The sequence below is a fragment of the Pseudomonas sp. NPDC088885 genome (assembly GCF_044750025.1).
GTDB classification, from domain to species: Bacteria; Pseudomonadota; Gammaproteobacteria; order Pseudomonadales; family Pseudomonadaceae; genus Aquipseudomonas; species Aquipseudomonas rustica.
The window spans coordinates 1-24,570 of record NZ_JBIVJB010000017.1 but is presented as its reverse complement, the minus strand read 5'-3'; the positions used below and the strand labels follow the sequence as shown (position 1 = coordinate 24,570).

The following is a 24,570-nucleotide window of genomic DNA, read 5'->3' as shown; positions in this document are numbered from 1 at the left end:
CGCTGCTCAAGCATAGTCGATCATGTATGGATACCGAGGTTCCCGAATCGCCTTGTAACAAGGCAGGGTGCGGGACTTTAAGTCTGTGTGTCGTGGCTGGATCGCCATCATCACTGTGAACGAGCCCGAGGAAAAGACGTGGATTCCCGATTGAATGCTTTTCTTGAACGCGCCGAGTCGGTTCTGGCGCGGATCGAACCCTTGTTGCCGGCACCGCGTCCGGTGATCGACTGGAACACTTGCCTGGCCGCGCGCTGGCAGCGTGACGGGCGCAGCGGTTATTTGCTGCCGCTGGAAGTCCGCCTCGACATGCGTCTGTCCGACCTGATCGGCGTCGACCGTCAGCTCGATCAACTGGGCCGCAACACCCAGCAATTCCTCGACGGCATGCCGGCCAACCACGCCTTGTTGTGGGGCTCGCGCGGCACCGGTAAATCCTCGCTGGTGCGCGCATTGCTGGCGGAACACGCCGCAGCCGGCCTGCGTTTGATCGAGATCGAACGCGATCATCTGGTCGACCTGCCGCGCGTGGTCGAGCAGATCGGCAAACTGCCACAGCGCTTTGTGTTGTTCTGCGATGACTTGTCGTTCGAATCCGGTGAAGGCGATTACCGCGTGCTGAAAAGCGTGCTGGACGGCTCGCTGGAACAGGCGCCGGACAATGTCTTGTTGTACGCCACATCGAACCGTCGTCACCTGGTGCCGGAGAAGGAAAGCGACAACGAAAACTGGAAACGCGTCGACGGCGAGCTGCACCCAAGCGAAGCGGTGGAGGACAAGATTGCTCTGTCGGATCGCTTTGGCCTGTGGCTGTCGTTCTACCCATTCACCCAAGAACACTTCCTCGACGTCGTTGAACACTGGATCGGCCAGTTGGCAGCCAAGGCCAATCTGAGCTGGCAGCGCGACGAAGAGCTGGACATCCTCGCCGTGCGTTGGGCCACTGGCCGCGGCAATCGCAACGGACGTTGCGCGTACCAATTCGCCCGCTACTGGGTGGGACTGAAATTGTTGGAGCACAAGGCATGATTGATTTGCAACAAAGCGGCCAAGGTCTCGAAGGCTATGGCATGTTGGCCGCGCAACTGGAATCGCTGCTGGCGGACGAACGCGATTTCATCGCCAACGCCGCGCAGTTTTCGGCGTTCCTGTTTAACCAGCTCGATGACCTGAACTGGGCGGGTTTCTACCTCAACCGCAACGAAGAGCTGGTGCTCGGCCCGTTTCAAGGGCAGATCGCTTGCGTGCGCATTCCGTTTGGTCGCGGTGTCTGCGGCGCGGCGGCAACAACCTTGCAGACGCAGCGAGTTGAAGACGTTCACGCGTTTCCCGGCCATATCGCTTGCGACAGCGCGTCGAACAGTGAACTGGTCGTGCCGTTGGTCAAGGACGGCCGCCTGATTGGCGTGCTTGACCTCGACAGCCCGAAGCTGGCGCGTTTTGGCGCTGACGATCAGGCTGGCATCGAGCAACTGGCGGCGATTTTCCTGCGCCTGACCGACTGCTGATCATGCGCTGACGCCAGCCTTGCGGAGCAGGCTGGCGGGATCCACCGCATCGATCTGCTGCGGATCAAGAAAGCGCGTGGCGTACTGCAAATACACGCCTTCGTTGATGAACAGGCCGAACAGCTCAGGATCAATGTGCGACTCGTGGCTCATCGTCGCCATGATATTCAGCGCCTCGCTCAAGGATTTGGCCTTTTTGTAAGGCCGATCCGCCGCCGTCAACGCCTCGAAAATATCGGCAATCGCCATCATCCGTGCCGGCAGGCTCATTTCTTCGCGTTTCAGCCGTTTCGGGTAACCGGTGCCGTCCATTTTTTCATGATGGCCGCCGGCAATTTCCGCGACGCTGTCCAGATGCCCGGGGAAGGGCAGGTGGCTGAGCATCAGGATCGTCTGCACCATGTGATGGTTGATGATGTAGCGTTCTTCGCGGGTCAGCGTGCCGCGGGTGATGCTCAGGTTGTACAACTCGCCGCGGTTGTATTTGTAGCGTGGCACGTCGAGTTTGAAACCCCACGGATTGTCTTCCGGAATCAGTTCGCTGTCGGCGCGTTCGAGCAAGTGTTCGGGCTTGTCCGCCAGCAGTTTTTCCCGCACGGGCAGAGTCGGCGCCGAGGTTCGCGACTGGCGACGGTTTTCTTCCCATGACACCCCCAAACGATCGTCGAGTGTGCGCATCCATGTGCGCTGGCCCAGCTCATTCAGTCGTTGCAGATCCGCTTCGGCCATCGCCTCACTGCCCAAATTGCAGCGGGCGACGAAGGCGAAATCGTCATCCAGTGCCGACAACGTGGTGTCGCGCATAACGCTCAGCTGTTCTTCGTTTCCGCCCATGGCCAGTGCTTGCCAGTAGCTGATCCACGCATCGCGTTTGAGCACCTCAAAGCGCGTGCGAATCTCATGGATACGGTCGTTGATGGTCTCCAGTTTGGTGGCTTTGTCGACTACGTATTCAGGCGTGGTGACCTTGCCGCAATCGTGCAGCCACGCGGCAATGTGCAGCGCCTCCCATTCATCTTCGCTGGGTTGATAGGCCTTGAAAGCTGGCGCATGGCTGGCGGCTGCTGCGTGGGCGAGCATTAGGGTCAGTTCCGGCACGCGCTGGCAATGGCCGCCGGTGTAGGGGCTTTTTGCATCGATGGCGCCGGCCAGCAATTGAATGAAGGCGTCCAGCAGTTGTTTCTGTTTGGCCTGCAACCGTTGGCTTTCGATGCTCACCGCGGCGGCGCCGGACACGGCCTGGAGAAAGGCGATGCGATCCGGTCGCAGTTTTTCCAGGTCGGCGGACGTGCCGCTGTCGTTCACCAGCAAGATCAGCAGGCCGATGGTTTCGTTGTGGCGGTTGCGCAGGCGAATGCCGATCAGGTGCACGCGCGGCGAAGCCATCGCGAGCAAGACTTTTTGCAGGTCGCCGGCCTGTTCGAAACCCAGGTTGCTCACCACGTTGTCGGCGTGTGCCAGTTGCTGAAACCATGGCGGAGCTTGATGTGCCTGCAGGTCGTGGCCCTGAATTTCGAAATCTTCGAGGGTTTGCGCGGTACCGTCGATGACCATCCCGTAAGGTTCCATGCGGTTGCCGTCGCTTTCGCGCAGGTAGATCAGCCCTGCCTGAGCCTGGGCGATCTGCACGGTTTCGAACAGCACTCGCTGTAACAGCGGCGCGAATCGGGTTTCGGCACAAAGGCTGTCGGTGATGCGGAAGAAACTCGCCAGCGTGTCTTTCATTCGCGCCATCGACACACTCAACTGATCGACTTCCAGCACCGGTGAGCGCCGGGTCAGGGGGAAATTGAAATCGAAACTGCGAATTGCGTCGGCCTCCTTGACCAGCGCGTGCAGGGGTTTGACCAGAATTCGTGAGATCAACCAGCCCAGCGGCAGGCACAGCAATAACGTCGCGAGGGTAATCAGCGCACCTTGCCAGCGCATGCGATAGGCGTCGACCAGCAACTCGTCCTCTGGCACCAGCAAGGCCAATTGCAGACCGCGCGGCCCACCTTCCTGCATGCTGCTGCGGGCGACGATCCATTGGCGACCTTCGGATTTCAGGCGATTGCCTTTGTGCGCGCCGGACAGCAACGCATGCAATTGCGGACTGAGATCAGTCACCTTGGCCAGCCGTGCGGTGCGATCGTCGACGATCAGACGACTGCTGTCGGGGTAGGCCACGGCATTGCCGTCGGCATCGAACAAGGCGATTTCGGTGGCCGGGGTGACCACGTGTTTGGTCAGCGTCGCGGACAGCGCTTCCAGCGTCAGGTCGGCGCCAATCACGGCGTTTTCGCCACTGCGCCGGGCGAGGGTGGTGCCTACATTGTGGGTGGAGAAAAATACGTAGGGTTCGGTGGTGATTTGCTCGGCCTGCTGTCGGGCGCTGGTAAACCAGGCGCGGGTACGCGGGTCATAAAGGTCTTCGGGGTTGTCCTGCCGGCTGATGGGCGTGAGCGATTGATCAAAGAACAGCGATTGCGACCGTGGCTGGCCATCGGCACCGTGCTCAATGCTCCAGACCTGAAACGCTGCGGCCTCCGGAGCTTTGAGCAGGGTTTTCAAAGCACCATTGCGCAACGGTCGCACCATGAAGAAATCACCGTTTGCATAACCCAGATACAGCGAGGCCAGATCCGGATTGTCCGTCAGTGACTGGCTGAATGGCCTGAGCAAAGGCAGCCGCTGTTCCAGCGCCAAAGCTTGCGTGGCCGGGTTTTCTGCCAGCAGGCTGAGCAGATGGCGAATCGGCTGATAGGTGGCGTGCAGGTCGACGCGTACATCCTGTTCGATGCGGTTGAACAGCTTTTCGCTGCTCGAGAGGATGATTTGCGTGGTCTGTCGGTAATTGAACAGCCCCAGGATCACCCCGGTAAGCAGCAACAGAAATGTGAACATGACGCTGATGTGCACATGCAAGGGAAACCGGCGTTGTTCCGGGCGCAGTGGGCTGGGCATTTCTGGCTCTCCAAAAGGTTTAACTCACTGCTCAGCGCCCAAGCATAGTTAAGGCACAGTCATTTTGCCTTGGTCGGCCAATGCCAATTGTTGCTGCAACGCCTGCTCCAGTTCGAGCATCACCTGATTGCTCGCCGCACAGCGCCGCGCAATCTCGTCTGCCGACATTGACTGGTTGCAGGCTTGTTCCAGTGCGTCGCAGCATTCGATCACTCGCGAAGCCTGTGCAATGCGTGCCGCGCCTTTGATCTTGTGGGCGACCAGCGCCAATGCCTGGCAGTCGTTCTGCGGCGACAGCGCGAGTAATTCTTCACGGTCGAGGCGGCTGCTTTTGAGCAACTCGGCCAACAATCGCTGACCCTGTGCAGGGTTGCCGCCGGTCAGCAAGTTCAGGCTTTGCAGGTTGAATGCCGGCGATTGGGGGGCCGGGGTGATGCCGTCCACCCAGTGGCTCAGTTGGCTCAGGCTCAAGGGTTTGAACAGGCAGTCGTCCATCCCGGCCTGTTTACAGCGCAGGATTTCCTCGGGTTGAGCATTAGCGGTGAAACCCAGCACCGTGCACGGCGGGCTGTGGTTCAGCTGCTCATGCAGGCGTATCGCGCGGGTCAGGTCATAGCCGTTCATCAACGGCATGTTGCAGTCGGCGATCACCAGATCGAATTGACCTGCTTTCCACATGTCCAGTCCGCTGCTGCCGTTTTCGGCGAGGCTGCACTGGTGCCCCAGAAACTCCAGTTGCTGACACATCAGCAGACGATTGGCGGGGTGATCATCCACCACCAGTACGTTGAGTGGGGCGAGTGATGCCTTGATCGGCGGCTCGGCTTTGCGGGTGATCACTTCGGCGGGAAATGTTTCCAATGGCAGGGAAATACACACCTGAGTGCCGATCCCGGGATGGCTGCTCAACTGCAGTTTTCCACCCATCATTTCGCACAGGCTGCGACTGATCACCAGACCCAGACCCGCGCCACTGCGGGCTTGCTGAGCGCTGTTCTCCGCTTGGGAAAAAGGCTCGAACAGACGCTGCTGATCTTCGGCGCTAATGCCCACGCCACTGTCTTGAACGGTCAGTTGCATCAATGAACGCGCCGGATCGTCGGTTTTCATCAGATCGAGAGTGATCCTGATTTGGCCATGCTCGGTGAACTTGATCGCGTTGCTGATCAGGTTTGACAGCACTTGCTTGAAGCGCAGCGGATCCAGTTGCACGTCGACCGCCAGTTGCGGCGGGTTGAACGTCATGTGCAGTGACAGGTTTTTTTGCCGCGCCAGACCATCGAAGATGCGCGTAACAGACGCCACCGTTTCGACCAGGTTGACCCGCTCCGGGCTCAGGCTCAGGCGCCCGGATTCGATTCGCGCGATATCCAGAATATCGCCGATCAGACCCAGCAGATCCTTGGCCGAGTGGTAGGCGGTGTCGATCGATGAGCGATCGGGGTGCTGCTGATCCATGCGTTTGAGCGTCAGTTCGAGCATGCCGATTACCGCATTCATTGGCGTGCGGATCTCGTGGCTCATCGTCGCCAGAAAGGTACTTTTCGCACGATTCGCATCGTCGGCCTGCTCTTTGGCCGTGCGCAGTTCCTCGAACAGCTGGCGGCGTTCGCTGATGTCGATCCAGCCGCCGATGATGCCTTGCACGTCTGCGCTAGAGTCACGATAGGGCAGGATCCAGTGATAGATCGTCAGCCGCCGATTGCCGATGTGCAGGGGACGGTCGAGCACCAGCGGCTTGCCTTGGGCGATGACTCGCTGATAATCCGCCTGGAATGCCTGGGCTTCGAAGGCGTTGCTCAGCGTGCCCTGCATGACGCTTTTGCCGATCACGTCTTCTCGTTTGGCGTTGAAGGCTTCGAGGTAGCTGTCATTGCAGCTTTGCAACAGTCCTTGCCGGTCACGCACGTAGATCGGGTGCGGCGTGCCGTTGACCAGTGAACGCATGAATTCGAACTGGTCGTTGAGCGCCCGTTCAGCGGCTTTGCGCTGGTTGATCTGGCGGCGCATATAAGCGTTCCACGCCAGCAACAACAGCAGAACCACGCCGGCAGCCCCGATGACTTGATAGAACAGGCGTTGATAATTGCGCCAGGTGTTCTGCGAGGCCGAGGTGTAGCCGCGCCAGCGACCATTGATCACACCCAGTTCTTCGGGGGCGATGCTCAGCAGTGCTTTGTTGATGATCGAACTCAACTCGGTATTGTCGCGCGCCGTGGCCAGAGAAAAGGCAGCCTGACCGGTGCCGATGGTGGTGGTGATCTGCAGCGCCCGCTCGAAAATCCGCGAAGAGATGAAGTAGTTGGCGATCACCAGAGAATTCACCGCGCCTTCAACATGACCTTCGGCCAGCAGCGAAACCGCGCTGAAGGTGTCCGGTGTCTCGATCAACTGGATGCGTGGAAATTCGCGGCGCAGGTACTCGACCATTGGATTGCCTTGCGCAATCGCGATCGGTTTGTCTTTGAGCTGGCCCAGATTGGTCGGGCTGCCCGCACTCTTGCGGGTCAGCAGGACGTAAGAGTTTTCCAGATAAGGGCGACTGAAAGTCAGGGTCTCTTCGCGCTCGGCGGTCGGCAGAAGCGCGGCGATGAGGTCGGCCTGGTGGTTGTCGATCTGTTTGACCATTTCGGCATCATTGCGGCTGCGTCGGATGTCGAAACGCAGGCCGGTACGCAGACGGATCAGCTCCAGCAGGTCGGCGCTGATGCCGCGAAAATTGCCATCGCCGTCGAAGAACGTCAGCGGCGCGTAAGCCTCGTTGACCAGCACGCTGACCACGGGATGCTGCTTGAGCCAGGCCTCTTCGCGGCGGGTCAGTTGCAGTTTCTGATCGGTCAGCAACATGTCGCTGCCGGCGCTCCAGCGTTTGGCGATGTTCTCGCGCACACTGCGCGGCACCGCTTTGAGTACCGTGTTGATGACGTCCAGCAGCTGCGGATTGTTGCGGCGCACGGCGAAGCTGAACCCTTGGGCTTCCTGTTTGCCGAAGTTGGCCATGCGCACGTTGTTGAGGTAACCCTTGTTGATCATGTAGTGCGTCGACAGGGTGTCGCCGAGAAAGACATCGGCCTGGTCGAATGCCACCGCGTTAATTGCGTTCTGGTACGACGGATAGCAGGTGATCAGCGCTTTGGGGTACAGCGCCTTGACCTCGGCCAGCGGCAGATAGTGATAAACCATGCTCAAACGCAGGCCGGCCAAGCCTTCGCTCAGGGAGCGGGTTTCGCCTTCGCGCGTCACCAGCACCGGCTGGTCGACCGCGTAGGGCTCGGACAGAGCCAGATTGGCGTTGCCGGCTTCGTAGCCGTTCGCCGTTCCGAGCAGATCGACCTGGCCGTCCAGCAATGCGCGAATGGCGGCATCCCGCGAGGGGAATCGTTGAATGCGGATCGGCAGGCCGGTGGCTTCGCTGAGGAAACCGGCGTAGTCGGCAGTCAGGCCTTCATAATCGCGGCCACTGACGGTCATGTCGAACGGCGGGTAATCCGGTGCCGAAGTGCCCAGCACCAGTTCGCTGCGGGTGTGCAACCACTGTCGTTGCGACGCCTCGAAGGTGACCGATAGCGATTCGCCGGTCGTGCGACTGAATAAGGCATACACCGGTGATTCGCCAACCATGGCGAACACGTTTGAGCTCAGCAACAGGCTTGCACTCAACGCTATTAAATAGTCCTTTAAACGACTGGGCATGCGGGCTCTCACACGAGTGCGTTACGTTTGGCCATTTCGATTAGTTCAACAAGGGATTTGGCTTTGAGTTTTTGCATTAAGCGTTTTTTGTAAGTGCTTACGGTTTTATTGCTGAGAAACATGCCTTTGGCGATTTCCTTGTTAGTACGGCCTTGGGCAAATAGTTGTAACACCATGAGTTCGCGGTCGTTGACCGATTTGAATAATTCAAGTTCAGCATAACGAATGTCATCGCTACGTACAGGATTCAATGCCTGACTCGGGAAATAGTTGTAACCGGAAAGTACTGCCTTGATTGCACTGACCAGTTCACTCAAGTCTTCCTGCTTGCACACGTAACCCGAAGCGCCGGACTGCATGCAGCGAATGCCGAACAAGGTCGGGCACTGGGCGGTGAGCACCAGGGTTTTCAGGCAGGAACCCATGGCGTTGAAGCGGGCCAGCACTTCGAGCCCGTCGAGCTTGGGGATGCTGATGTCAAGGATGATCAGGTCAGGCATGCACTCGCGCACCATTTGCATGGCATCGACCCCATTATCGGTTTCGCCGACGACCTTATAGCCTTCATGTTCCAGCAGCATGCGAACGGCAAGACGGATGACCGGGTGATCGTCGACAATAAAAACGGAGTTCATAATCAAATCCCATACAAGCACGAATAAAGCGCGCACCTTAGCTCAGATGTATGAACGCTCGTATGAGCGGACATGGCTCTAGGTGCGTTATAGGATAATTCCTACAATTACTTGGGAATGGGACTACGGGTGATTAGGTTTGACGTAAGGAAGGGCTGTTTCAACTGTCGCGGGTTTGCGCAGAGTGTTTTGCAAGTGCGGGTCGCAACTGGGGTTTTATAGTGTGTTTAATATTTGTTTGAATTACGCCGCGAAAGAGGGTGCATCATAGCTAGCAGAGACCTTCGATAATGGTTACACCCGACCGGCGCCGGTCGGGTGCAAACGGATCAATGACTGGAGCGCCCGGTCATTTCCAGTGCCATGTCGCTGGCGTAGCTGTCGGTCATGCCGGCGATGAAATCGATCATGCGCAGAAACGAACTGTGTAACGACGCCTGTGGATCCGGCGCGTTATTGCCCAACAAGTCGAGGATGCGGCGGCTTTTGAACGACGGCGTGCGGCCATTGTGTTGTTCCAGCGCGGCGCCACAGAACGAGTTGAGGAGGATTTCCAGCGTGGTGTACGCGCCGATTTCATGCAGGGTTTTGCGCTTGTCCTGAAAGATCTTTTTGCGCGCAATGTCCTTGGCATTTAGTACGCAACGCTTGGCCGGACCGTGCATGTGTTCCACCAGGTCGCCGTGCAAGGTGCCGGCGAGGAGGGCGTCTTGCTGTTCGACGAAGGCTCGCGCCGCCGCGTTTGTCAGGTGTTCGATGGCTTTGCCGCGCAGGATTGCCAGTTTGCGCCGACGTGAATCCTGCGGGCCGAGCTGGCGATAGGTTTCCGGCAGGTCGTCACCGACCAGACCGAGCAGCAGCGATTCGACCTCGGCGTACTCCAGCAGCTCCATCTCGAGGCCGTCTTCGAGGTCGATCAGCGCGTAGCAGATGTCGTCGGCGGCTTCCATCAGGTACACCAATGGATGTCGCGCCCAGCGCTGGTCTTCGATTTGCGGCAGACCGAGTTTGTGGGCGATCTGCTCGAGCAGCGGCAGTTCGCTCTGGTAGCAGCCGAACTTGTGCTTTTTGTAACCGAGGGAATCGGCGTGACGCGCAGTCCACGGGTATTTCAGGTAGGTGCCGAGGGTGGCGTAGGTCAGCCGCGTACCACCGTCGAACTGGTGGTATTCCAGTTGCGTGAGCACGCGGAAACCCTGGGCGTTGCCTTCGAAATTGAGGAAGTCTCCGCGCTCGGCCTCGCTCATGCCATCGAGCCAGCCACGTCCGGCGGCCTGTTGGAACCAGTGGCGAATCGCATCTTCGCCGGAATGGCCGAACGGCGGATTACCGATGTCATGAGCCAGACACGCCGATTGCACGACCATACCGAGGTCAGCGGGGTCGCACCATTCCGGCAGAGCACTGCGCAGGGTTTCGCCGACGCGCATGCCCAGCGAGCGGCCGACACAACTGACTTCCAGCGAGTGGGTCAGGCGCGTGTGAATGTGATCGTTGCTGGTGACCGGGTGCACTTGCGTCTTGCGTCCCAGGCGACGAAACGCGCCGGAGAAAATAATGCGGTCATGGTCTTTGTGAAAAGGGCTGCGCCCGAGTTCTTGCGGGCTGTGCAGCGGCTTTCCGAGGCGTTCGCGGTTGAGCAGGGTCTGCCAATCCAAGGCTGATTCTCTCTGTCTGGATAACTGATGCCCTAGCTTCCCGGTTCAGCCCCGTGCCTGCAAGCGGAACTACAGTCCCGCCGCATCTATGTCGATCAGCAGCAGCCGTTCACCGTTGTCGAAAAACTGTCCGGCGGTGAGGCAGTACTGGTTGCTGGTGGCATCGCGGTAGGTGTTCGACAGGGTCAGACGCCGTTCTTCCCAGCCTTCGGCGAGCAGATGGTAGAAGTACGGGCGCCACGACCAGTTGTGCCCCAGATAACGGTTGTCGGCGAACCAGCCGTTCTGCCGCCATTCCAGATTGGGCGTCAGTTGCGTGCCGTGGCGGTCGCATTGGTAAAACCGCAGCAGCCACGGAAAGGCATCCAGTTGCGGCAATGCAGTCAAGGGCGCGCGGGCCTGAGCCCAGGTTTGCAGGATCGTCATCAGTTCGCTGAGTTGCTGGCGCATCTGCATCAATCGCCCGCGTTCGTTGAGTTTCTGCCGGACATAGCGTTGGCGAAGTTCAGCGAAGCGTTGCACAAATGCGTCGGCGGGGAAGAAGTCTTGCTGGGCACGTGCGAACAGAAAACCCTGCACGTAACGCGAGCCACACTCCAGGGCAAAATTCAGCTGCGCTTCGGTCTCGACACCTTCGGCGATGATCCAGCAGCCGGTCTTTTCTGCCATCTGTGCCAGCGCTTTGACCACGTCACTGCTGGGCCCGCCCAACGCGGCCGCCTGGAACAGGCGCATGTCGAGTTTGAGGATGTCTGGCTGCAAGGCCAGCACTCGATCAAGCTGCGAATAGCCCGCGCCAAAGTCATCAATGGCGATTCGCGCTCCGGCCTGACGATAGCGCGCGACCACTTCGGCCAGGCGTTGGCTATTGCCGCCCAATTCAGTGATTTCGAAAACGATGCGCTGCGGATCGACGCCATGCCGGGCCAGTTGCTTGAGACTGGGCAAGGCTTGGTCGGGGCGCAGACGACTGATCCAGCGCGGCGACATGTTCAGACTGAGAAACCAGTCTGCCGGCGCTTCATGCAGACGGCTCAAGGCGTTGTCACGGATCTGCCGGTCGAGGCGGCGCAGGCCGATGGCCGGCACGCGCGGGTCGGCGAAAAGCGGCCCGACCGAATTCAGTTGTCCATCAGCCTGACGCAGGCGGCCCAATGCTTCAACGCCGGCAATGCGTCCGGTGGCAGTATCGATAAAAGGCTGAAAGCAGGCGAGCGGTTGCCCGTCGATCACGGGGCCTCCTTAGTCGTTCTTGTTCTGGTTGAACCCTGTCGACCGGGTAGGCATGCAGGATTGAACCTCTGGATAAGAGGTTCATCCCGCCGGTGTTGCAAGAATGTAGCCAGATGCGTCAGTTCAGCGTTTGCCAGAGCTTTGCATGACCAGTCTGATCAATGGCCCAAGGCTGGTGCCGAGACGGATCAGACGGGTCAGACCACCGACGCCGCCGCTTTTCGCGCCTTTGCCGGTGATGAAACCCAGCAGCGTTACCGCCGCCACACCCCATAACGGCGCGTGTTTGATGCCGAAGCCGCCTTGCAGATTTTGCGTCATGCCGCGCATGCGCTGCAGGGGTTGCAGCACTTGCGCGGTTTCGTGGCGGATTTCCTGACGGTGCATTTCCATGCGCAGACGGATCAGTGCCTTGCGCATTTCCCGTCGCGAACCATTGTGCGGAAGTTGAGGCAGGCTCATGGCAGCAGGCGCTCCCGGTCGTTGGCCAGCTCTTCGAGCGTGCCGTGGAAGGGTGAGGACTCATCGAAGATCGCGGCTTTCAGGCGTAGCCCGCAGAAGATCGAGGCCAGGGTGTAAAAGACGCACAGGCCAATGATCGCGGCAAGACGATAGGTGTCCCAGAAGATGATCATCACCAACGTCGATAAACCCACCAGCAACAACAGGGCAAAGACCAGCGCCAGACCCGCGAACAGCAACAGGCTGACGGTACGTGATTTCTGCTCCTGCAATTCGATGCCGAACAATTCGACATGGCTGTGCAGCAGACCGAGAACGGCGGCGCCCAGACGCCGCGTGGAGGAGGCGGTGCCCGCTGTCGGGCCGGATTCACCGATCGACATGATCAGCGCCGAGTGGCCAGCAGGCCAATGAGGAAGCCGACGCCAGCGGCGATCCCCACCGATTGCCAAGGGTTGGCCGACACGTAGTCTTCGGTAGCGGAAACCGCAGCCTGACCGCGTTCGCGCAGGGTGTCTTCGGTCAGCTTCAGGGTCTCGCGGGCGCGCAACAGGCTGTCGTGGATCTGCTCACGCAGTTCATCTGCCTGATCGCCGGCCAGGGTGGCGGTGTGCTCGAGCAACCGTTCGGTGTCGGCGACCAGTGTCTGGAAGTCGTTCATCAGGATTTCTTGAGCAGTCTTTGCCTTGATGCTGGCCATGGGTGGATCTCCGTAGTTGGCTTTCTGATGCGTTCGAGTATGAGCCTTGCGCGAAGGTTCAGTACAAATGACTGGTACAACTTTTGCTATCTCGTGGTGCGTGGCCCGGTCGCTGTGCGCTGTTGCCGGGCGTACGCGCTGGAAAACCTTAACTCAAATAATCCCGGTACGTGTCAGGACATCGACCGCGTGCGCCAAAGCAGTTCACTGGACAAATCCCTTCAGTGACTGCGTGGTCGCAACTTGGTGCATGAAATGCCCGCATGAACCGCTTTGGTGCCTTTTTCGCCTTTAGGTCTGCCTGCTTATGGAAAATCTGCAAAGCGCTGTGGACACCCTGGTGCACAGCTCCAACACCTTGTTCATTTTGATCGGTGCAGTGATGGTGCTGGCGATGCACGCCGGTTTCGCCTTTCTGGAAGTCGGTACGGTTCGCCAGAAAAACCAGGTCAACGCCTTGGCGAAAATCCTCAGCGATTTCGCCGTCTCGACCCTGGCCTATTTCTTTATAGGCTATTGGCTCTCTTACGGCGTGACCTTCATGCAACCGGCGGCGGTACTCAACGCTGATCACGGTTATGGCTTGGTGAAGTTTTTCTTCCTGCTGACCTTCGCGGCGGCGATCCCGGCGATCATTTCCGGTGGCATTGCCGAGCGCGCGCGCTTCGTTCCGCAGTTGTGCGCGACGGCACTGATCGTGGCGTTCATCTATCCGTTTTTCGAAGGGATGATCTGGAACGGCAACTACGGTCTGCAAGCGTGGCTGACGGCGCAGTTCGGCGCGCCGTTCCATGACTTCGCCGGTTCCGTGGTGGTGCATGCGATGGGCGGCTGGCTGGCGCTGGCGGCGGTGTTGTTGCTCGGCCCGCGCAATGGACGTTATCGCGAAGGACGCTTGGTGGCGTTTGCACCGTCGAGCATTCCGTTTCTGGCGCTGGGTTCGTGGATTCTGATTGTCGGCTGGTTCGGCTTCAACGTGATGAGCGCGCAGACGCTGCAAGGCGTCAGTGGGCTGGTGGCAGTCAACTCGTTGATGGCGATGGTTGGCGGCACCATGGCGGCGTTGATCGTCGGGCGCAATGACCCGGGCTTCCTGCACAACGGCCCCTTGGCCGGGTTGGTGGCGATCTGTGCCGGTTCCGACTTGATGCATCCGGTGGGCGCATTGGTCACCGGCGCGATTGCCGGTGCGCTGTTTGTCTGGTGCTTTACCGCCGCGCAGGTGAAATGGCGTATCGACGACGTGTTGGGTGTGTGGCCGTTGCATGGTTTGTGTGGCGTATGGGGCGGGATTGCCTGTGGCATCTTCGGCCAGACCGCGCTCGGTGGACTCGGCGGCGTCAGCCTGATCAGCCAGTTGCTCGGCAGCGCGCTCGGCGTTGCTGTGGCGCTGATCGGTGGCTTTGTCGTGTACGGCGCGATCAAGGCCTTGCATGGGCTGCGCCTGAGTCAGGAACAAGAGTATTACGGCGCCGATCTGTCGCTGCACAAAATTGGCGCGGTGAGTCAGGACTAGGCTTCTTCATTGTCGGCACCGGGATAAAAACCGTGCAACAGGCGATAGCGGTCGATGCGCACTTGATCGACCTGTTCCTGCACCTGATGCGCGGGCAGACCGAGCATGATCAACGCGTGTGAGGCGAGCATCAGGCTCGACTCCAACAGCTCCGGCACCACCTCGGTGGCGCCGGCGGCTTTCAGTTCACTCCATTGGCTGTCGTCGCGGGTGCGCACCAGAATCGGTATGTGCGTGTTGAGTCGGCGCGCTTCTTTAAGAATGCCCAGGGCGACATCGCTTTGATCGACGGCGATCACCAATAAGCGGGCGCGCAACAGGCCGACGGCGGTGAGCAGATCACCGCGCGCGGAATCGCCATAATGCACATCGCTCTCGCCGGATGCCGCTTCCTGAACGCGCACCGGATCATTGTCCAAAGCAATGAACGGTTGTCCGGCGTTGCGCATGAAGCGGCCGATGGATTGGCCGACGCGACCGTAACCACAGATCACCACGTGCTTGTCGAGGTCCGCGTTGAGCGCGCTGATCTCTTCGATCTGCGCTTCCTGATTGGGCTTGCGGTGCAGGGCGGCGGCGATGCGTGGTGCGGCGCGTAACAGCAGCGGCGTCAGCACCATCGAGCAGAACGTCGCCGCCAGTAGCAAGGCGCCGAGTCTTTCCGGCAGCAGACTGCTTTGCTGCATCTGCGCCATCAGCGCGAAGCAGAACTCGCCGCCCTGGGCCAAGGCGAGACCGCTGCGCCACGCGGTTTCGCTATCGCTACCGCGCCACTTCACCAGCAGCGCGACGACGATCCCCTTGATCACCATCAAACCGACCGTGAGTCCGAGAATCAGCAAGCCATCGCTGGCAAACAGTTGCAGGTCGATCAGCATGCCGATGCTGACGAAAAACACCCCGAGCAAGATGTCGCGGAATGGCCGTATATCGGCTTCGATCTGATGCCGGTAATGACTCTCGCCGAGCAACATGCCGGCGAGAAACGCGCCGAGGGCAGGGGACAAGCCGAGCAAGTGCGTCAGCCACGCCGTCAGCAGTACGATCACCAGCGCCAACAGCACGAACAATTCCGCGGAGCGCGAAGCCGCCACTTCATGAAACAGCCGTGGCAGCAACCAGCGACTGGCGAGCAGCAGACCGACAAACAGCACCACGGTTTTCGCCAGCGTCAGGGGCAGGGCCCAGTACCAGGCCTGTGCGCTGCTGCCGGCGAACACCGGCACCAGCGTCAGCAGCAAAACCGCCACCACGTCCTGAAACAGCAACACGCCGATCGCGTTCTGGCCGTGGCTGCTGAACACTTCGCCGAGACTGCCGAGTTCCTTGGTGACAATCGCCGTGGACGACAACGACAGCCCGGCGCCGAGCAACAAAGCGGGCGTCACCGGCATGCCCAGCAAAATCAGGATCAGACCCAGAAGCGCGGTGCTGATCAGCACCTGCTGACTGCCCAGCCGGAATACCACTTGGCGCAACGCAATCATCTTCGACAGAGAAAATTCCAGCCCGAGCGAAAACAGCAGGAACACCACGCCCAATTCAGCCACGTCCGGCAGATGCTCACTCTCGTTGACCCAGTCGAACGCACTCGGCCCGACCAGCAAACCCACGAATAGGTAACCCAGCACCGGCGGCAATCGCAGACGGCGGAACAGGGCAATCACCACGAGGGACGAGGCGAGGATGATCAACAGGTTGGCAAACACTAGACACTCCGATGTCAGGCTCTGGCTGTTCAAGCGTAGAGGCAAAAAGAGCGGGAGGATCACGTAATTGCGATTTCTGTGGACTGATTTGCATCAGGGTTTTGCGCGCAAGCGCTGTCGGAAAGGCTCAAGCCTTTGGGCGGCGGTGGGTCGACGGGTTTTGCGCTGCGGCCTAGAATAGGCGCACTTTCTTTGTGGTCGAGCCCATCATGCCTCCTGAATGTCAGCTGTTCGGCACCCTTGGATGCCATTTGTGCGAATTGGCCGAAGCCGAGCTGATGCCTTTTGTCGAGCACGGTTTGCTGGTTGAACTGGTCGACATTGCTGACGACGAGTCGTGGTTCGAGGCTTACAGTCTGCGCATTCCAGTGCTGCGCCGCGTCGACACCGGCGCGGAGTTGGGCTGGCCGTTCAACGCTGATCAGGTTGTGGCGTTCCTCCAATAGTGGATTTTTTGCATCCTCCCCGCCGGTCGCGACCGCGCATCCATTCCTTGGCAGTTTGCCAAATATTCGGTTACTGTATGTTCATACAGTAATTGGGTTGACCTGCTGCATTCTGTGTTTTTTGCAGGGTGTGAGCAGGTGAGCCGGACGTCAGAGGGATGCACCGTGGTCAATGTCGAACAGTTGAAGAACAGCGTGAACCGGATGTCGGTTGACGTGGTGCGCGAGGCCGTCGCCGAATTGCGCCTCGACGGCTTGGTCACGGAAGGCAAGACGCCCTTCAATAAAGTCCATTTCAATACGTGCTTTGCCGAGATCGAGGCGCTGTTTCAGCGTGCCGGTTATCACAAGCAACTCGACGTTGTCGGTTATCAGGGCTTGCTCTACGCCTTGTATGACCCGGGTCGCTGGGAGGCGGTCGAGGTGTTGCGCTGGCTCAAGGAGTTCACTGAGGCGGCGGCGCTCAAGTCGATTCCGGCGTGAGGATTCTGCGCTAGGTTCGTTTCCCTCAGTGTTGGATAATGCCGGCCTGCACTGAGGGTTAGAATTTTCGTATGTCCACATCTCCATTTTCCGCTGCACACAATCAGGCCAGCACCCTGTATCTGCCACCGGGTTCCTGGTCGACGGTGCTTGATTGTTTGTGCGAGCACTTCCGGGCAATCGGCCGTGAGCAGTGGCTGGATCGTATCGCCCGTGGCCGAGTGCTCGACGGTAATGGTCAACCGATCTCGGTGGATCTGCCGTACAAGGAAGGTCTGCGCATTCACTACTTCCGTGAAGTGCCGGACGAGAAACCGATCCCGGTGGTCGAGGCGATTCTTTATGCCGACGAGCATCTGGTGGTGGCGGACAAACCGCATTTCCTGCCAGTGACCCCGGCTGGCGAGTACGTCGAACAGACGTTGCTGCGGCGCTTGATTCGGCGTCTGGACAATCCTCATCTGGTGCCGCTGCACCGCATCGACCGGCACACCGCCGGCCTGGTGATCTTCTCGGCTAATCCGCAAACGCGCTCGGCGTATCAGTCACTGTTCCCGACCCGGCAGATCGACAAGCGCTACGAAGCCATCGCGCCAGCGCTGCCTGAGCTGAATTTCCCGTTGGTACACAAAAGTCGACTGGTCGATGGCGAGCCGTTTTTCCGCATGCAGGAAGGGCCGGGCGTCAGCAATACGGAAACGGCGGTCGAAGTTCGCGAGAAGAACGGCGATCTGTGGCGCTATGGCCTGTACCCGGTCACCGGCAAAAAACATCAACTGCGTGTGCACATGAGCGCATTGGGCGCGAGCATCTGCAACGATCCGTTTTATCCGGATGTGTTGAAAGACGTTGAAGATGACTACGCCAATCCGCTGAAACTGTTGGCGCAGGGCCTGCGCTTCATCGACCCGGTCACTGGCGAGGAGCGCGAATTCGAAAGCCGCATCACCTTGCAGTGGTGATGTCGCTTATAGCTGCTGATTCTTGACACTGTACGGTCACGTTATCTAGCATGTGTTTATGCGCCGATTTAAACAGCTACTTGCGGGGCGCCAGGTGACTTCAACAGTTGCCGTCAGAAGCCGGAACAGGGCTTCGAAATACCGCTAAAGCGCTGGTTCGGTGTTGCCTCTCACCTGCCATGCAGACTTTTGAGGCAGAGACACGACCAATGAATGCACTACGCCCTCCTGCACGTCCCGCGCCGATCACCGCGCATATCACTCAACGCAACCCGAAAATCCTGCTTGGCGGCAAACATCAGCCGACGCTGTTGCGTTATCTCGATGGTTGGCCACGCCGCAGCGGCGGCCCTGCCGCATTCCTGATCCAGTTTGTTGAAGACGGCGAGTCGCTGGCGCGGTTTACCAGTGACAGTTTTGATCTGGCAGTGATTCAGGCGCCAAGCGCGGAAGACGCGCCGGAAATGATCAAGCAACTGACCCGCGTTGCGCGGCAAGGCCTGATCACCCGCCGCTGACTTTTCAGAGATATTCGATCGCCACGATGTAAACGAACTGTTCTCCGGTCGGCGTTTGCACGCGCACCTCAGCGTCCAGCGCCTTGCCGATCAAGGCGCGGGCCAGTGGCGAATCGATGCTGATCAAACCGAGTTTGAGATCCAGTTCATCGGGGCCGACGATGCGGTAACGCGATTGCTTGCCGTCTTCGTCCTCGATCGTGACCCACGCACCGAAGTAAACCTTGTTCGGGTCGCTGGGTTTTTCGCTGACCACCTTGAGTGCTTCCAGACGTTTGGTCAGAAAGCGCACGCGGCTGTCGATCTCGCGCAGCATCTTCTTGCCGTAGGTGTATTCGGCGTTTTCAGAGCGATCACCTTGCGCCGCAGCCTCGCTGACGGACTGAGTCACCTGCGGGCGACGCACATGCCACAGCTCATGAAATTCGGCACGCATCCGCGCTTCACCTTCGGGGGTGATCAGCGCGGTGCCAGCGGGGCGGGGAGGGCGGTAGCGACTCATGGCAACTTCTTGTGGTTAAGTCCGCTGGAGTCTATCAACCCTCGCGCAACACTGTCAGCGGACTTGCGTTGAGCGCCCGGCGCGTACCGAATACACCGGCGCCACCGATCAGCGCCGCGCCTATCAATGGCAGCACCAACAACCATGGATGCGGATGCCACGGCAGGTCGAAGGCGTAGCGATAGAGCACCAGACTCACCACTTCCGAACCGATGGCCGCGAGCAAACCGCTGACCGCGCCGAGCAAACCGAACTCGATACGCCGCGCCTTGATCAGCAATTGTCGTTCCGCGCCCAGCGCACGCAACAACGCGCCTTGGCGAATACGTTCATCCAGCGTCGCTTGCAGGCCGGAAAACAACACCGCCATCCCCGCCGCCAAAACAAACAACAACACATATTCCACGGCCAGGGTGACTTGGGCGAGGATGCTGCGCAGCTGTTCGAGCAGGGCTTCGACCTGCAGGATGGTCACCGCCGGGAAGGCGCGCGACAGCTCGACAATCTGTTGATCATGACCCGGTGCCAGATAGAAGCTGGTCAGGTAGGTCGCTGGCAGATCTTTCAAGGTGCCCGGCTGGAAGATCATGAAGAAGTTCGGCTGGAAGTTATCCCAGTTGATCTCGCGCAGGCTGGTGACCTTCGCTTCACGATTGACCCCGCCGACCGTGAATACCAGATGATCGCCAAGCTTCAGTTTCAGGCTCTCTGCGACTTTACCTTCGACCGACACACCGGGTACGTCGTCCGACGGTTGTCCGCTCCACCATGACCCTGCGGTGATTTTGTTACCGGTGGGCAAATCGGCAGCCCAAGTCAGGCTCAGGTCGCGTTGTATCGCACGATCCCCCGCCGAATCCTTGCTGACGATCTGCTGTACCGGATCGCCGTTGATGCTGATCAGTCGGCCCGGCACTACCGGATAAAGCGGCGCCGCTTGGGCTGACACATTGATCAGGTGATCGCTGAACGCCTGTTTATCGGCGGGCAGAATGTTCAGGGCAAAGTAGTTAGGGGCATTTTTCGGCAACTGGTTTTGCCAAGTGTCGAGCAGTTCGCCACGCAGTAGCGCGATCAACGCCATCGACAACAGGATCAAACCGAAGGCCAGCGATTGACCGGCGGCGGCCAAGGGATGACGCAGCAACTGGCCCAGACCCAGGCGCCACGGCAGCGAAGCGCGGGCGAGCATCCGGCGCAGACTTTTCAGCAGTAAGAGCAGCAAACCGCCAAGCACCAGCGCGGCAACCACACCGCCGCCGAGCAAGGCAAATGTCAGCAGCAGATCCAGACTCAAGCGCCACATGATCAAGCCGAGCGCGCCGAGTGCCACGCCATAAACCATCCAGGTGCTCGACGGAATCGGCAGCATGTCGCGACGCAACACGCGCAGCGGCGGTACGCGACCCAGTGCCGCGAGCGGCGGCAGGGCGAAGCCGGCCAAGGCTACGAGCCCGGTGCCGATCCCGGCAATCGCCGGAAACAATCCGCCCGCAGGCACATCGCTCGGCAGCAAATCATGCAGCAGCGCGAACAGGCCCAACTGCGCCAGCCAACCGAGCAGCGCACCGCTGAGGGCAGCGAGCAAGCCAAGTACGGTCAGTTGAATACTGAACAGCAGCATGGTTTCCCGGCGCGACAGTCCGAGGCAGCGCAGTAACGCGCTGGCATCGAAACGGCGACTGGCAAAACGGTTCGCCGACAATGCCACTGCAACGCCGGCCAATAGCACTGCGACCAGGCTGGCCATGTTCAGATAACGTTCGGCCTTGCCCAGCGCGCCACCAATTTGCCGGTTACCGTCGCGGGCATCCTGAATGCGCTGATTGGCCGCAAGGCCCGGTTTGATCAGTTGCCGATAGGTTTCCAGCGCCTGCGGTTCGCCGCGCCACAGTTCGCGATAACTCACCCGGCTGCCCGGTTGCACCACGCCGGTGGCGGCGAGGTCGTCGAGGTTGATCAGTACCCGTGGGGTCAGGCTATAAAAGTTGCCGGCGCGATCCGGTTCGTAAGTCAGGATGCGGGTCAGCTTCAGCGTCTTCATGCCGACGTCGATGCTGTCGCCGATCTTCAGATCCAGTGCGGTCAGCAGGCGTGCTTCGACCCAGGCTTCGCCGGGTTGCGGTTCGCCGCCGATGTCTTCAGGGGCGAAGGGTGCCGGTGCACTTTTCAGTTCACCGCGTAATGGATAGGCGCGATCCACGGCTTTGATGCTCGACAACTGAATGCCGTTGTCGGTGGCGATGACGCTGGAGAACTCCACCACTTGCGCATGATTCAGGCGCAACTCGGTGCCGCTTTTGATTTGCTCCTCGCGGGCCGGTGAGCTGCCTTCAAGCACCAGATCGGCGCCGAGAAACTCGGTGGCGCGCAACATCATCGCGCCGTTCAAACGTGCGCCGAAGTAACCGATGGCGGTACTGGCCGCCACGGCCACCACCAATGCAAAGAACAACACGCGCAATTCGCCGGCGCGGGCATCGCGCAGCAATTGGCGAATGGCGAGACTGAACAGACGCAACAGCGGCAAACGTGCCATCAAGGCTCCAGAGGGGCGACCAACAGCCCGGCTTCAAGACGGATCAGGCGCCGGCAGCGATGGGCCAGGCGTTCGTCGTGGGTCACCAGCACCAGGGTGGTGCCGCGTTCCTTGTTCAACTCGAAGAGCAAGTCGCTGATGCGCTCGCCGGTGTGGCTGTCGAGGTTGCCGGTGGGTTCATCGGCGAACAGCACATCAGGCTCGGCGGCAAACGCTCGGGCAATCGCTACACGCTGCTGCTCGCCACCGGAGAGCTGGCGCGGCGAGTGAGTCAGGCGCTGACCGAGGCCGACGCGCTGGAGCAATTCGGTCGCACGCTCACGCGCATCTTTGCGGCCGTCGAGTTCCAGCGGCAGCATGACGTTTTCCAGCGCATTGAGGCTGTCGAGCAATTGAAACGATTGGAAGACGAAGCCAACGTGCTCGGCGCGAATGCGTGCGCGCTGGTCTTCATCGAGATTGCTCAGGCTTTGCCCGGCGAGAATGACTTCGCCGCTGCTCGGCAGGTCGAGGCCGGCGAGCAGGCCGAGGAGGGTGGATTTGCCGGAACCGGACGCCCCAACGATGGCCAGGCTGTCGCCCTTGTTCAGTTCCAGGCTGAGTTCGTGCAGGATAGTCAGTTCACCTTCCGCGCTGGGAACCACTTTGCTGAGGTTCTTCGCGGTGAGAATGCTTGAGCCCATGGAGAATCCGATGCGTGTGTGGTTTTTGAGTGCTGGCCTGGCCGTTATGTGCATGGCCCAGAACGCAGCGGCGGGTACTGTCCTGATCGTTGGCGATAGTATCAGCGCCGGTTTCGGGCTGGATACCCGCTTGGGGTGGGTGTCGTTGCTCGAACAACGGCTCAAACAGGAGGGTTTCGACGATAAAGTCGTCAATGCCTCCATCAGCGGTGACACCAGCGCCGGAGGCCAGGCGCGCCTGCCGGCGCTGCTTGCAGAGCATAAGCCGGAACTGGTGATCCTCGAACTGGGCGGCAATGATGGCTTGCGCGGAATGCCGCCAACTCAATTGCAACAAAATCTTGCCTCGATGATCGACAGCTCGCGCCAGAGCGGCGCCAAGGTGTTGTTGCTCGGTATGCAGTTGCCGCCCAACTACGGCAAGCGTTACACCGATGCTTTTGCCGAGGTCTACGGCAAACTCGCCGACGATAAAAAGATCCCGCTGGTGCCGTTTTTCCTCGACGGCGTCGGCGGTCATCCGGACTTGATGCAGGCTGATGGATTACACCCGGCGGTCGGGGCTCAGGGCAAGTTGCTGGAAAATGTCTGGCCGACGCTAAAACCGCTGTTATGAGGCTTTTCTAAGGGCAGGCTTTCGGCTAATGTGGCGCCCCCTTATTCGGAGCCCCAGATGTCGCGTTCTGCCTGGTCCCTGTTTGCCTACCAACTGATCGAGCCTGACGAGCAGCTGGATCTGTTCGCCTGCCAGGAAGTGCGGGTGCATTTGGTGACGCGTCAGCTCGAACTCGGTGGCTCGGCTGATCGAACCCTGTGTGGCAGCCTGCTGCCGGCGCAACCGCGCTGGTCGAGTGTTGATCGCCGGGTGTTTCAGGATCAGCGCCTGTGCTCGCTGTGCCGGGCGATTCTGGAGTCGCAGAAGCGTGGCACGTCGCCGATCTGGCCGGAGCTGCGTTTCGAGCTCTGATCTTGTAGGAGCCGAGCTTGCTCGCGAAGAGGCCGTGTCAGTCAACACTTCTGGCGACTGACACACGGCCTTCGCGAGCAGGCTCGCTCCCACCCAAAGCACCTTGCATCGCCTGCTGCAGGGTGGTCTCCCCGAAATTTCAAAGTGCGGTGTACAATCGCGCTCTTATACCCTTGTTGATCATGCGAAGGATTTTCCGGATGTTGCCGCGCTTGCCTGCCGTCACCCGCTGCCTGTCACTTGCCGCCCTGTGTGTGGCCGGTCCCGTTGCTGCATTGGAGTTTCCCCTGCCACCACCCGGTGAAGACATCATCGGTCAGGTGCAGGTAATCAAAGCCAAGTACGAAGATACCTTCGCCGATCTGGGCACGACCTACGATCTGGGCTATTCGGAAATGGTCGCGGCCAACCCGGGCGTCGATGCCTGGTTGCCGGGCGCCGGCACAGAAATCGTCCTGCCGACCCGTTTCATCCTGCCGCCGGGCCCGCGCGAAGGCATCGTGATCAACCTCGCCGAGTACCGCCTCTACTACTTCCCGAAGGGCAAGAACGTGGTTTACACGTTCCCGCTGGGGATTGGCCGTGAAGGTTGGGGTTCGCCGATCGCGCACACCACCATCACCGCGAAGACGCCGAACCCGACCTGGACGCCGCCAGCGTCGATCAAGGCTGAGCACGCCGCTGATGGCGATCCGCTGCCGAACGTCGTACCGGCCGGCCCGGACAACCCGTTGGGGCCGTTCAAGTTCAACCTCGGCACGCCGGGTTACCTGATTCACGGTTCGAACAAGAAATTCGGTATCGGCATGCGTACCAGCCACGGTTGCTTCCGCATGTTCAACAACAACGTGCTGGAAATGGCCAGCATGGTGCCGGTCGGCACGTCGGTGCGCATCATCAACGATGCCTACAAGTTCGGCAGCAGTGGCGGCAAGGTGTACCTGGAAGCGCACACGCCAATCGACGACAAGGGCAACCCGTCGGTGGTCGACAAACACACGGCGGTCATCAATGCGATGCTCAAGCGTGAAGACGTCACCAGTAACCTGCGGGTGAATTGGGATGTAGTGCGCGACGTGGTCGCCGCTGAAGATGGTCTGCCGACAGAAATCGGCACGCCGAGTGCGTCGGCGCCGATTGTCTCGAGTGCGCCGATCGATATGCAGCAGTAAGCTGGCGATCAAGAACCCGTCGATGCCCAAAGCGTCGGCGGGTTTTTTATTGCCCGGACAAAAGTACCAGGCACAAAAAAGCCGATCCAGACATCGGATCGGCTTGATAACAATCCCGAAGGACTATTACTTGCGGCTAGCTTTGTCCAGCATGCGCAGAGCACGCTCGTTAGCTTCGTCAGCAGTCTGTTGTGCTTTTTGAGCAGCAGCCAGAGCTTCATCAGCTTTACGGTAAGCT

The 24,570-nt window shown here is 59.7% G+C and carries 23 protein-coding genes; 10 read left to right on the top strand and 13 right to left on the bottom strand.

The window, feature by feature from the left end; translation table 11 throughout:
- Positions 1–138 precede the first annotated feature (138 nt).
- Together ACIP1X_RS10565 and ACIP1X_RS10560 are read left to right on the top strand one after the other, a co-directional pair.
- Entirely contained in the window at positions 139–1,029 is an 891-nt protein-coding gene (locus ACIP1X_RS10565) for an ATP-binding protein (protein WP_400751744.1), read from the top strand.
- The gene (locus tag ACIP1X_RS10560; RefSeq protein ID WP_053122361.1) at positions 1,026–1,508 is read left to right on the top strand and encodes a GAF domain-containing protein; all 483 of its coding nucleotides are present in this window, start codon (positions 1,026–1,028) and stop codon (positions 1,506–1,508) included. The genes ACIP1X_RS10565 and ACIP1X_RS10560 overlap by 4 nt, the downstream gene beginning before the upstream one ends.
- On the opposite strand, the gene ACIP1X_RS10555 is transcribed toward ACIP1X_RS10560, so the two are convergent.
- The 8 genes from ACIP1X_RS10555 to ACIP1X_RS10520 form a co-directional block, all read right to left on the bottom strand.
- Complete coding sequence (locus tag ACIP1X_RS10555) at positions 1,509–4,454, bottom strand: HD domain-containing phosphohydrolase (RefSeq protein ID WP_400751742.1); 2,946 nt, start codon at positions 4,452–4,454, stop codon at positions 1,509–1,511.
- A 48-nt stretch (positions 4,455–4,502) separates the two neighbouring features.
- Positions 4,503–8,147 carry a transporter substrate-binding domain-containing protein gene (locus ACIP1X_RS10550; protein WP_400751739.1) on the bottom strand — a complete coding sequence of 1,215 codons (3,645 nt, stop codon included), beginning with the start codon at positions 8,145–8,147 and terminating at the stop codon, positions 4,503–4,505.
- 8 nt (positions 8,148–8,155) lie between these two features.
- Positions 8,156–8,782 (bottom strand): response regulator transcription factor, encoded by a 627-nt coding sequence (locus ACIP1X_RS10545; RefSeq protein WP_053122385.1) that lies wholly within the window; start codon positions 8,780–8,782, stop codon positions 8,156–8,158.
- Between the two features lie 329 nt (positions 8,783–9,111).
- On the bottom strand, positions 9,112–10,440 hold the full coding sequence (locus ACIP1X_RS10540) for a deoxyguanosinetriphosphate triphosphohydrolase (protein ID WP_053122321.1): 1,329 nt from the start codon (positions 10,438–10,440) through the stop codon (positions 9,112–9,114).
- A gap of 69 nt (positions 10,441–10,509) precedes the next feature.
- Positions 10,510–11,673, bottom strand: a complete 1,164-nt coding sequence (locus ACIP1X_RS10535; protein WP_400751736.1) for an EAL domain-containing protein — start codon at positions 11,671–11,673, stop codon at positions 10,510–10,512.
- 123 nt (positions 11,674–11,796) lie between these two features.
- On the bottom strand, positions 11,797–12,135 hold the full coding sequence (locus ACIP1X_RS10530) for a hypothetical protein (RefSeq protein WP_053122317.1): 339 nt from the start codon (positions 12,133–12,135) through the stop codon (positions 11,797–11,799).
- Positions 12,132–12,518, bottom strand: a complete 387-nt coding sequence (locus tag ACIP1X_RS10525) for a phage holin family protein (protein ID WP_008079909.1) — start codon at positions 12,516–12,518, stop codon at positions 12,132–12,134. Before ACIP1X_RS10525 ends, ACIP1X_RS10530 begins: the two co-directional genes overlap by 4 nt.
- A 2-nt stretch (positions 12,519–12,520) precedes the next feature.
- Positions 12,521–12,835: a YqjD family protein gene (locus ACIP1X_RS10520; protein ID WP_053122315.1), complete on the bottom strand. Its 315-nt coding sequence runs from the start codon at positions 12,833–12,835 to the stop codon at positions 12,521–12,523.
- Between the two features lie 307 nt (positions 12,836–13,142).
- Here ACIP1X_RS10520 and ACIP1X_RS10515 point away from each other — a divergent pair, with 307 nt between their 5' ends.
- Positions 13,143–14,351: an ammonium transporter gene (locus ACIP1X_RS10515; RefSeq protein ID WP_400751734.1), complete on the top strand. Its 1,209-nt coding sequence runs from the start codon at positions 13,143–13,145 to the stop codon at positions 14,349–14,351.
- On the opposite strand, the gene ACIP1X_RS10510 is transcribed toward ACIP1X_RS10515, so the two are convergent.
- Positions 14,348–16,060, bottom strand: coding sequence for a cation:proton antiporter (locus tag ACIP1X_RS10510; protein WP_400751731.1), 1,713 nt, complete (start codon positions 16,058–16,060; stop codon positions 14,348–14,350). The genes ACIP1X_RS10515 and ACIP1X_RS10510 overlap by 4 nt on opposite strands.
- A 209-nt stretch (positions 16,061–16,269) precedes the next feature.
- On the opposite strand from ACIP1X_RS10510, the gene ACIP1X_RS10505 reads away from it, so the two are divergent.
- The 4 genes from ACIP1X_RS10505 (at position 16,270) to ACIP1X_RS10490 (ending at position 18,469) form a co-directional block, all read left to right on the top strand.
- Positions 16,270–16,506 (top strand): glutaredoxin family protein, encoded by a 237-nt coding sequence (locus ACIP1X_RS10505; protein WP_053122310.1) that lies wholly within the window; start codon positions 16,270–16,272, stop codon positions 16,504–16,506.
- 165 nt (positions 16,507–16,671) lie between these two features.
- A complete protein-coding gene (locus ACIP1X_RS10500) occupies positions 16,672–16,989 on the top strand; it encodes a transcriptional regulator (protein WP_053122309.1) in 318 nt (105 codons plus the stop codon).
- Between the two features lie 71 nt (positions 16,990–17,060).
- On the top strand, positions 17,061–17,951 hold the full coding sequence (locus ACIP1X_RS10495; protein ID WP_400751728.1) for a pseudouridine synthase: 891 nt from the start codon (positions 17,061–17,063) through the stop codon (positions 17,949–17,951).
- Positions 17,952–18,160: 209 nt separating this feature from the next.
- Entirely contained in the window at positions 18,161–18,469 is a 309-nt protein-coding gene (locus tag ACIP1X_RS10490) for a class I SAM-dependent methyltransferase (protein WP_212549039.1), read from the top strand.
- 4 nt (positions 18,470–18,473) lie between these two features.
- Here the strand turns inward: ACIP1X_RS10490 and greB are convergent, their stop codons facing one another.
- Genes greB through ACIP1X_RS10475 form a run of 3 tightly spaced genes read right to left on the bottom strand, consistent with a single transcriptional unit; the run spans position 18,474 to position 22,193 of the window.
- Positions 18,474–18,971: a transcription elongation factor GreB gene (gene greB, locus ACIP1X_RS10485; protein WP_053122307.1), complete on the bottom strand. Its 498-nt coding sequence runs from the start codon at positions 18,969–18,971 to the stop codon at positions 18,474–18,476.
- A gap of 34 nt (positions 18,972–19,005) precedes the next feature.
- On the bottom strand, positions 19,006–21,510 hold the full coding sequence (locus ACIP1X_RS10480) for an ABC transporter permease (protein WP_400751725.1): 2,505 nt from the start codon (positions 21,508–21,510) through the stop codon (positions 19,006–19,008).
- The gene (locus ACIP1X_RS10475) at positions 21,510–22,193 is read right to left on the bottom strand and encodes an ABC transporter ATP-binding protein (protein WP_159811583.1); all 684 of its coding nucleotides are present in this window, start codon (positions 22,191–22,193) and stop codon (positions 21,510–21,512) included. The genes ACIP1X_RS10480 and ACIP1X_RS10475 overlap by 1 nt, the downstream gene beginning before the upstream one ends.
- A gap of 10 nt (positions 22,194–22,203) precedes the next feature.
- Here ACIP1X_RS10475 and ACIP1X_RS10470 point away from each other — a divergent pair, with 10 nt between their 5' ends.
- The 3 genes from ACIP1X_RS10470 to ACIP1X_RS10460 all read left to right on the top strand — a co-directional run bounded on the left by ACIP1X_RS10470 (position 22,204) and on the right by ACIP1X_RS10460 (position 24,332).
- Positions 22,204–22,809 (top strand): arylesterase, encoded by a 606-nt coding sequence (locus ACIP1X_RS10470; RefSeq protein ID WP_053122303.1) that lies wholly within the window; start codon positions 22,204–22,206, stop codon positions 22,807–22,809.
- A 57-nt stretch (positions 22,810–22,866) separates the two neighbouring features.
- Complete coding sequence (locus ACIP1X_RS10465; protein ID WP_007908575.1) at positions 22,867–23,160, top strand: hypothetical protein; 294 nt, start codon at positions 22,867–22,869, stop codon at positions 23,158–23,160.
- Between the two features lie 200 nt (positions 23,161–23,360).
- Positions 23,361–24,332, top strand: a complete 972-nt coding sequence (locus ACIP1X_RS10460; RefSeq protein WP_053122301.1) for a L,D-transpeptidase family protein — start codon at positions 23,361–23,363, stop codon at positions 24,330–24,332.
- A gap of 126 nt (positions 24,333–24,458) precedes the next feature.
- Here ACIP1X_RS10460 and ACIP1X_RS10455 read toward each other — a convergent pair.
- Positions 24,459–24,570 (bottom strand): alanine-zipper protein (locus ACIP1X_RS10455; RefSeq protein ID WP_400751831.1); only part of this gene is annotated, 112 nt, incomplete at its 5' end.

Excerpts from the sequence above, each read along its gene's own strand:
- ACIP1X_RS10505 (WP_053122310.1), top strand. The coding sequence starts at position 16,270 with ATGCCTCCTGAATGTCAGCTGTTCGGCACCCTTGGATGCCATTTGTGC.
- ACIP1X_RS10545 (WP_053122385.1), bottom strand. The coding sequence starts at position 8,782 with ATGAACTCCGTTTTTATTGTCGACGATCACCCGGTCATCCGTCTTGCC.
- ACIP1X_RS10475 (WP_159811583.1), bottom strand. The coding sequence starts at position 22,193 with ATGGGCTCAAGCATTCTCACCGCGAAGAACCTCAGCAAAGTGGTTCCC.
- ACIP1X_RS10530 (WP_053122317.1), bottom strand. The coding sequence starts at position 12,135 with ATGAGCCTGCCTCAACTTCCGCACAATGGTTCGCGACGGGAAATGCGC.
- ACIP1X_RS10490 (WP_212549039.1), top strand. The coding sequence starts at position 18,161 with ATGAATGCACTACGCCCTCCTGCACGTCCCGCGCCGATCACCGCGCAT.
- ACIP1X_RS10460 (WP_053122301.1), top strand. The coding sequence starts at position 23,361 with ATGTTGCCGCGCTTGCCTGCCGTCACCCGCTGCCTGTCACTTGCCGCC.
- ACIP1X_RS10525 (WP_008079909.1), bottom strand. The coding sequence starts at position 12,518 with ATGTCGATCGGTGAATCCGGCCCGACAGCGGGCACCGCCTCCTCCACG.
- ACIP1X_RS10470 (WP_053122303.1), top strand. The coding sequence starts at position 22,204 with ATGCGTGTGTGGTTTTTGAGTGCTGGCCTGGCCGTTATGTGCATGGCC.
- ACIP1X_RS10465 (WP_007908575.1), top strand. The coding sequence starts at position 22,867 with ATGTCGCGTTCTGCCTGGTCCCTGTTTGCCTACCAACTGATCGAGCCT.
- ACIP1X_RS10480 (WP_400751725.1), bottom strand. The coding sequence starts at position 21,510 with ATGGCACGTTTGCCGCTGTTGCGTCTGTTCAGTCTCGCCATTCGCCAA.
- ACIP1X_RS10515 (WP_400751734.1), top strand. The coding sequence starts at position 13,143 with ATGGAAAATCTGCAAAGCGCTGTGGACACCCTGGTGCACAGCTCCAAC.
- ACIP1X_RS10560 (WP_053122361.1), top strand. The coding sequence starts at position 1,026 with ATGATTGATTTGCAACAAAGCGGCCAAGGTCTCGAAGGCTATGGCATG.
- ACIP1X_RS10520 (WP_053122315.1), bottom strand. The coding sequence starts at position 12,835 with ATGGCCAGCATCAAGGCAAAGACTGCTCAAGAAATCCTGATGAACGAC.
- greB (WP_053122307.1), bottom strand. The coding sequence starts at position 18,971 with ATGAGTCGCTACCGCCCTCCCCGCCCCGCTGGCACCGCGCTGATCACC.
- ACIP1X_RS10550 (WP_400751739.1), bottom strand. The coding sequence starts at position 8,147 with ATGCCCAGTCGTTTAAAGGACTATTTAATAGCGTTGAGTGCAAGCCTG.
- ACIP1X_RS10555 (WP_400751742.1), bottom strand. The coding sequence starts at position 4,454 with ATGCCCAGCCCACTGCGCCCGGAACAACGCCGGTTTCCCTTGCATGTG.
- ACIP1X_RS10495 (WP_400751728.1), top strand. The coding sequence starts at position 17,061 with ATGTCCACATCTCCATTTTCCGCTGCACACAATCAGGCCAGCACCCTG.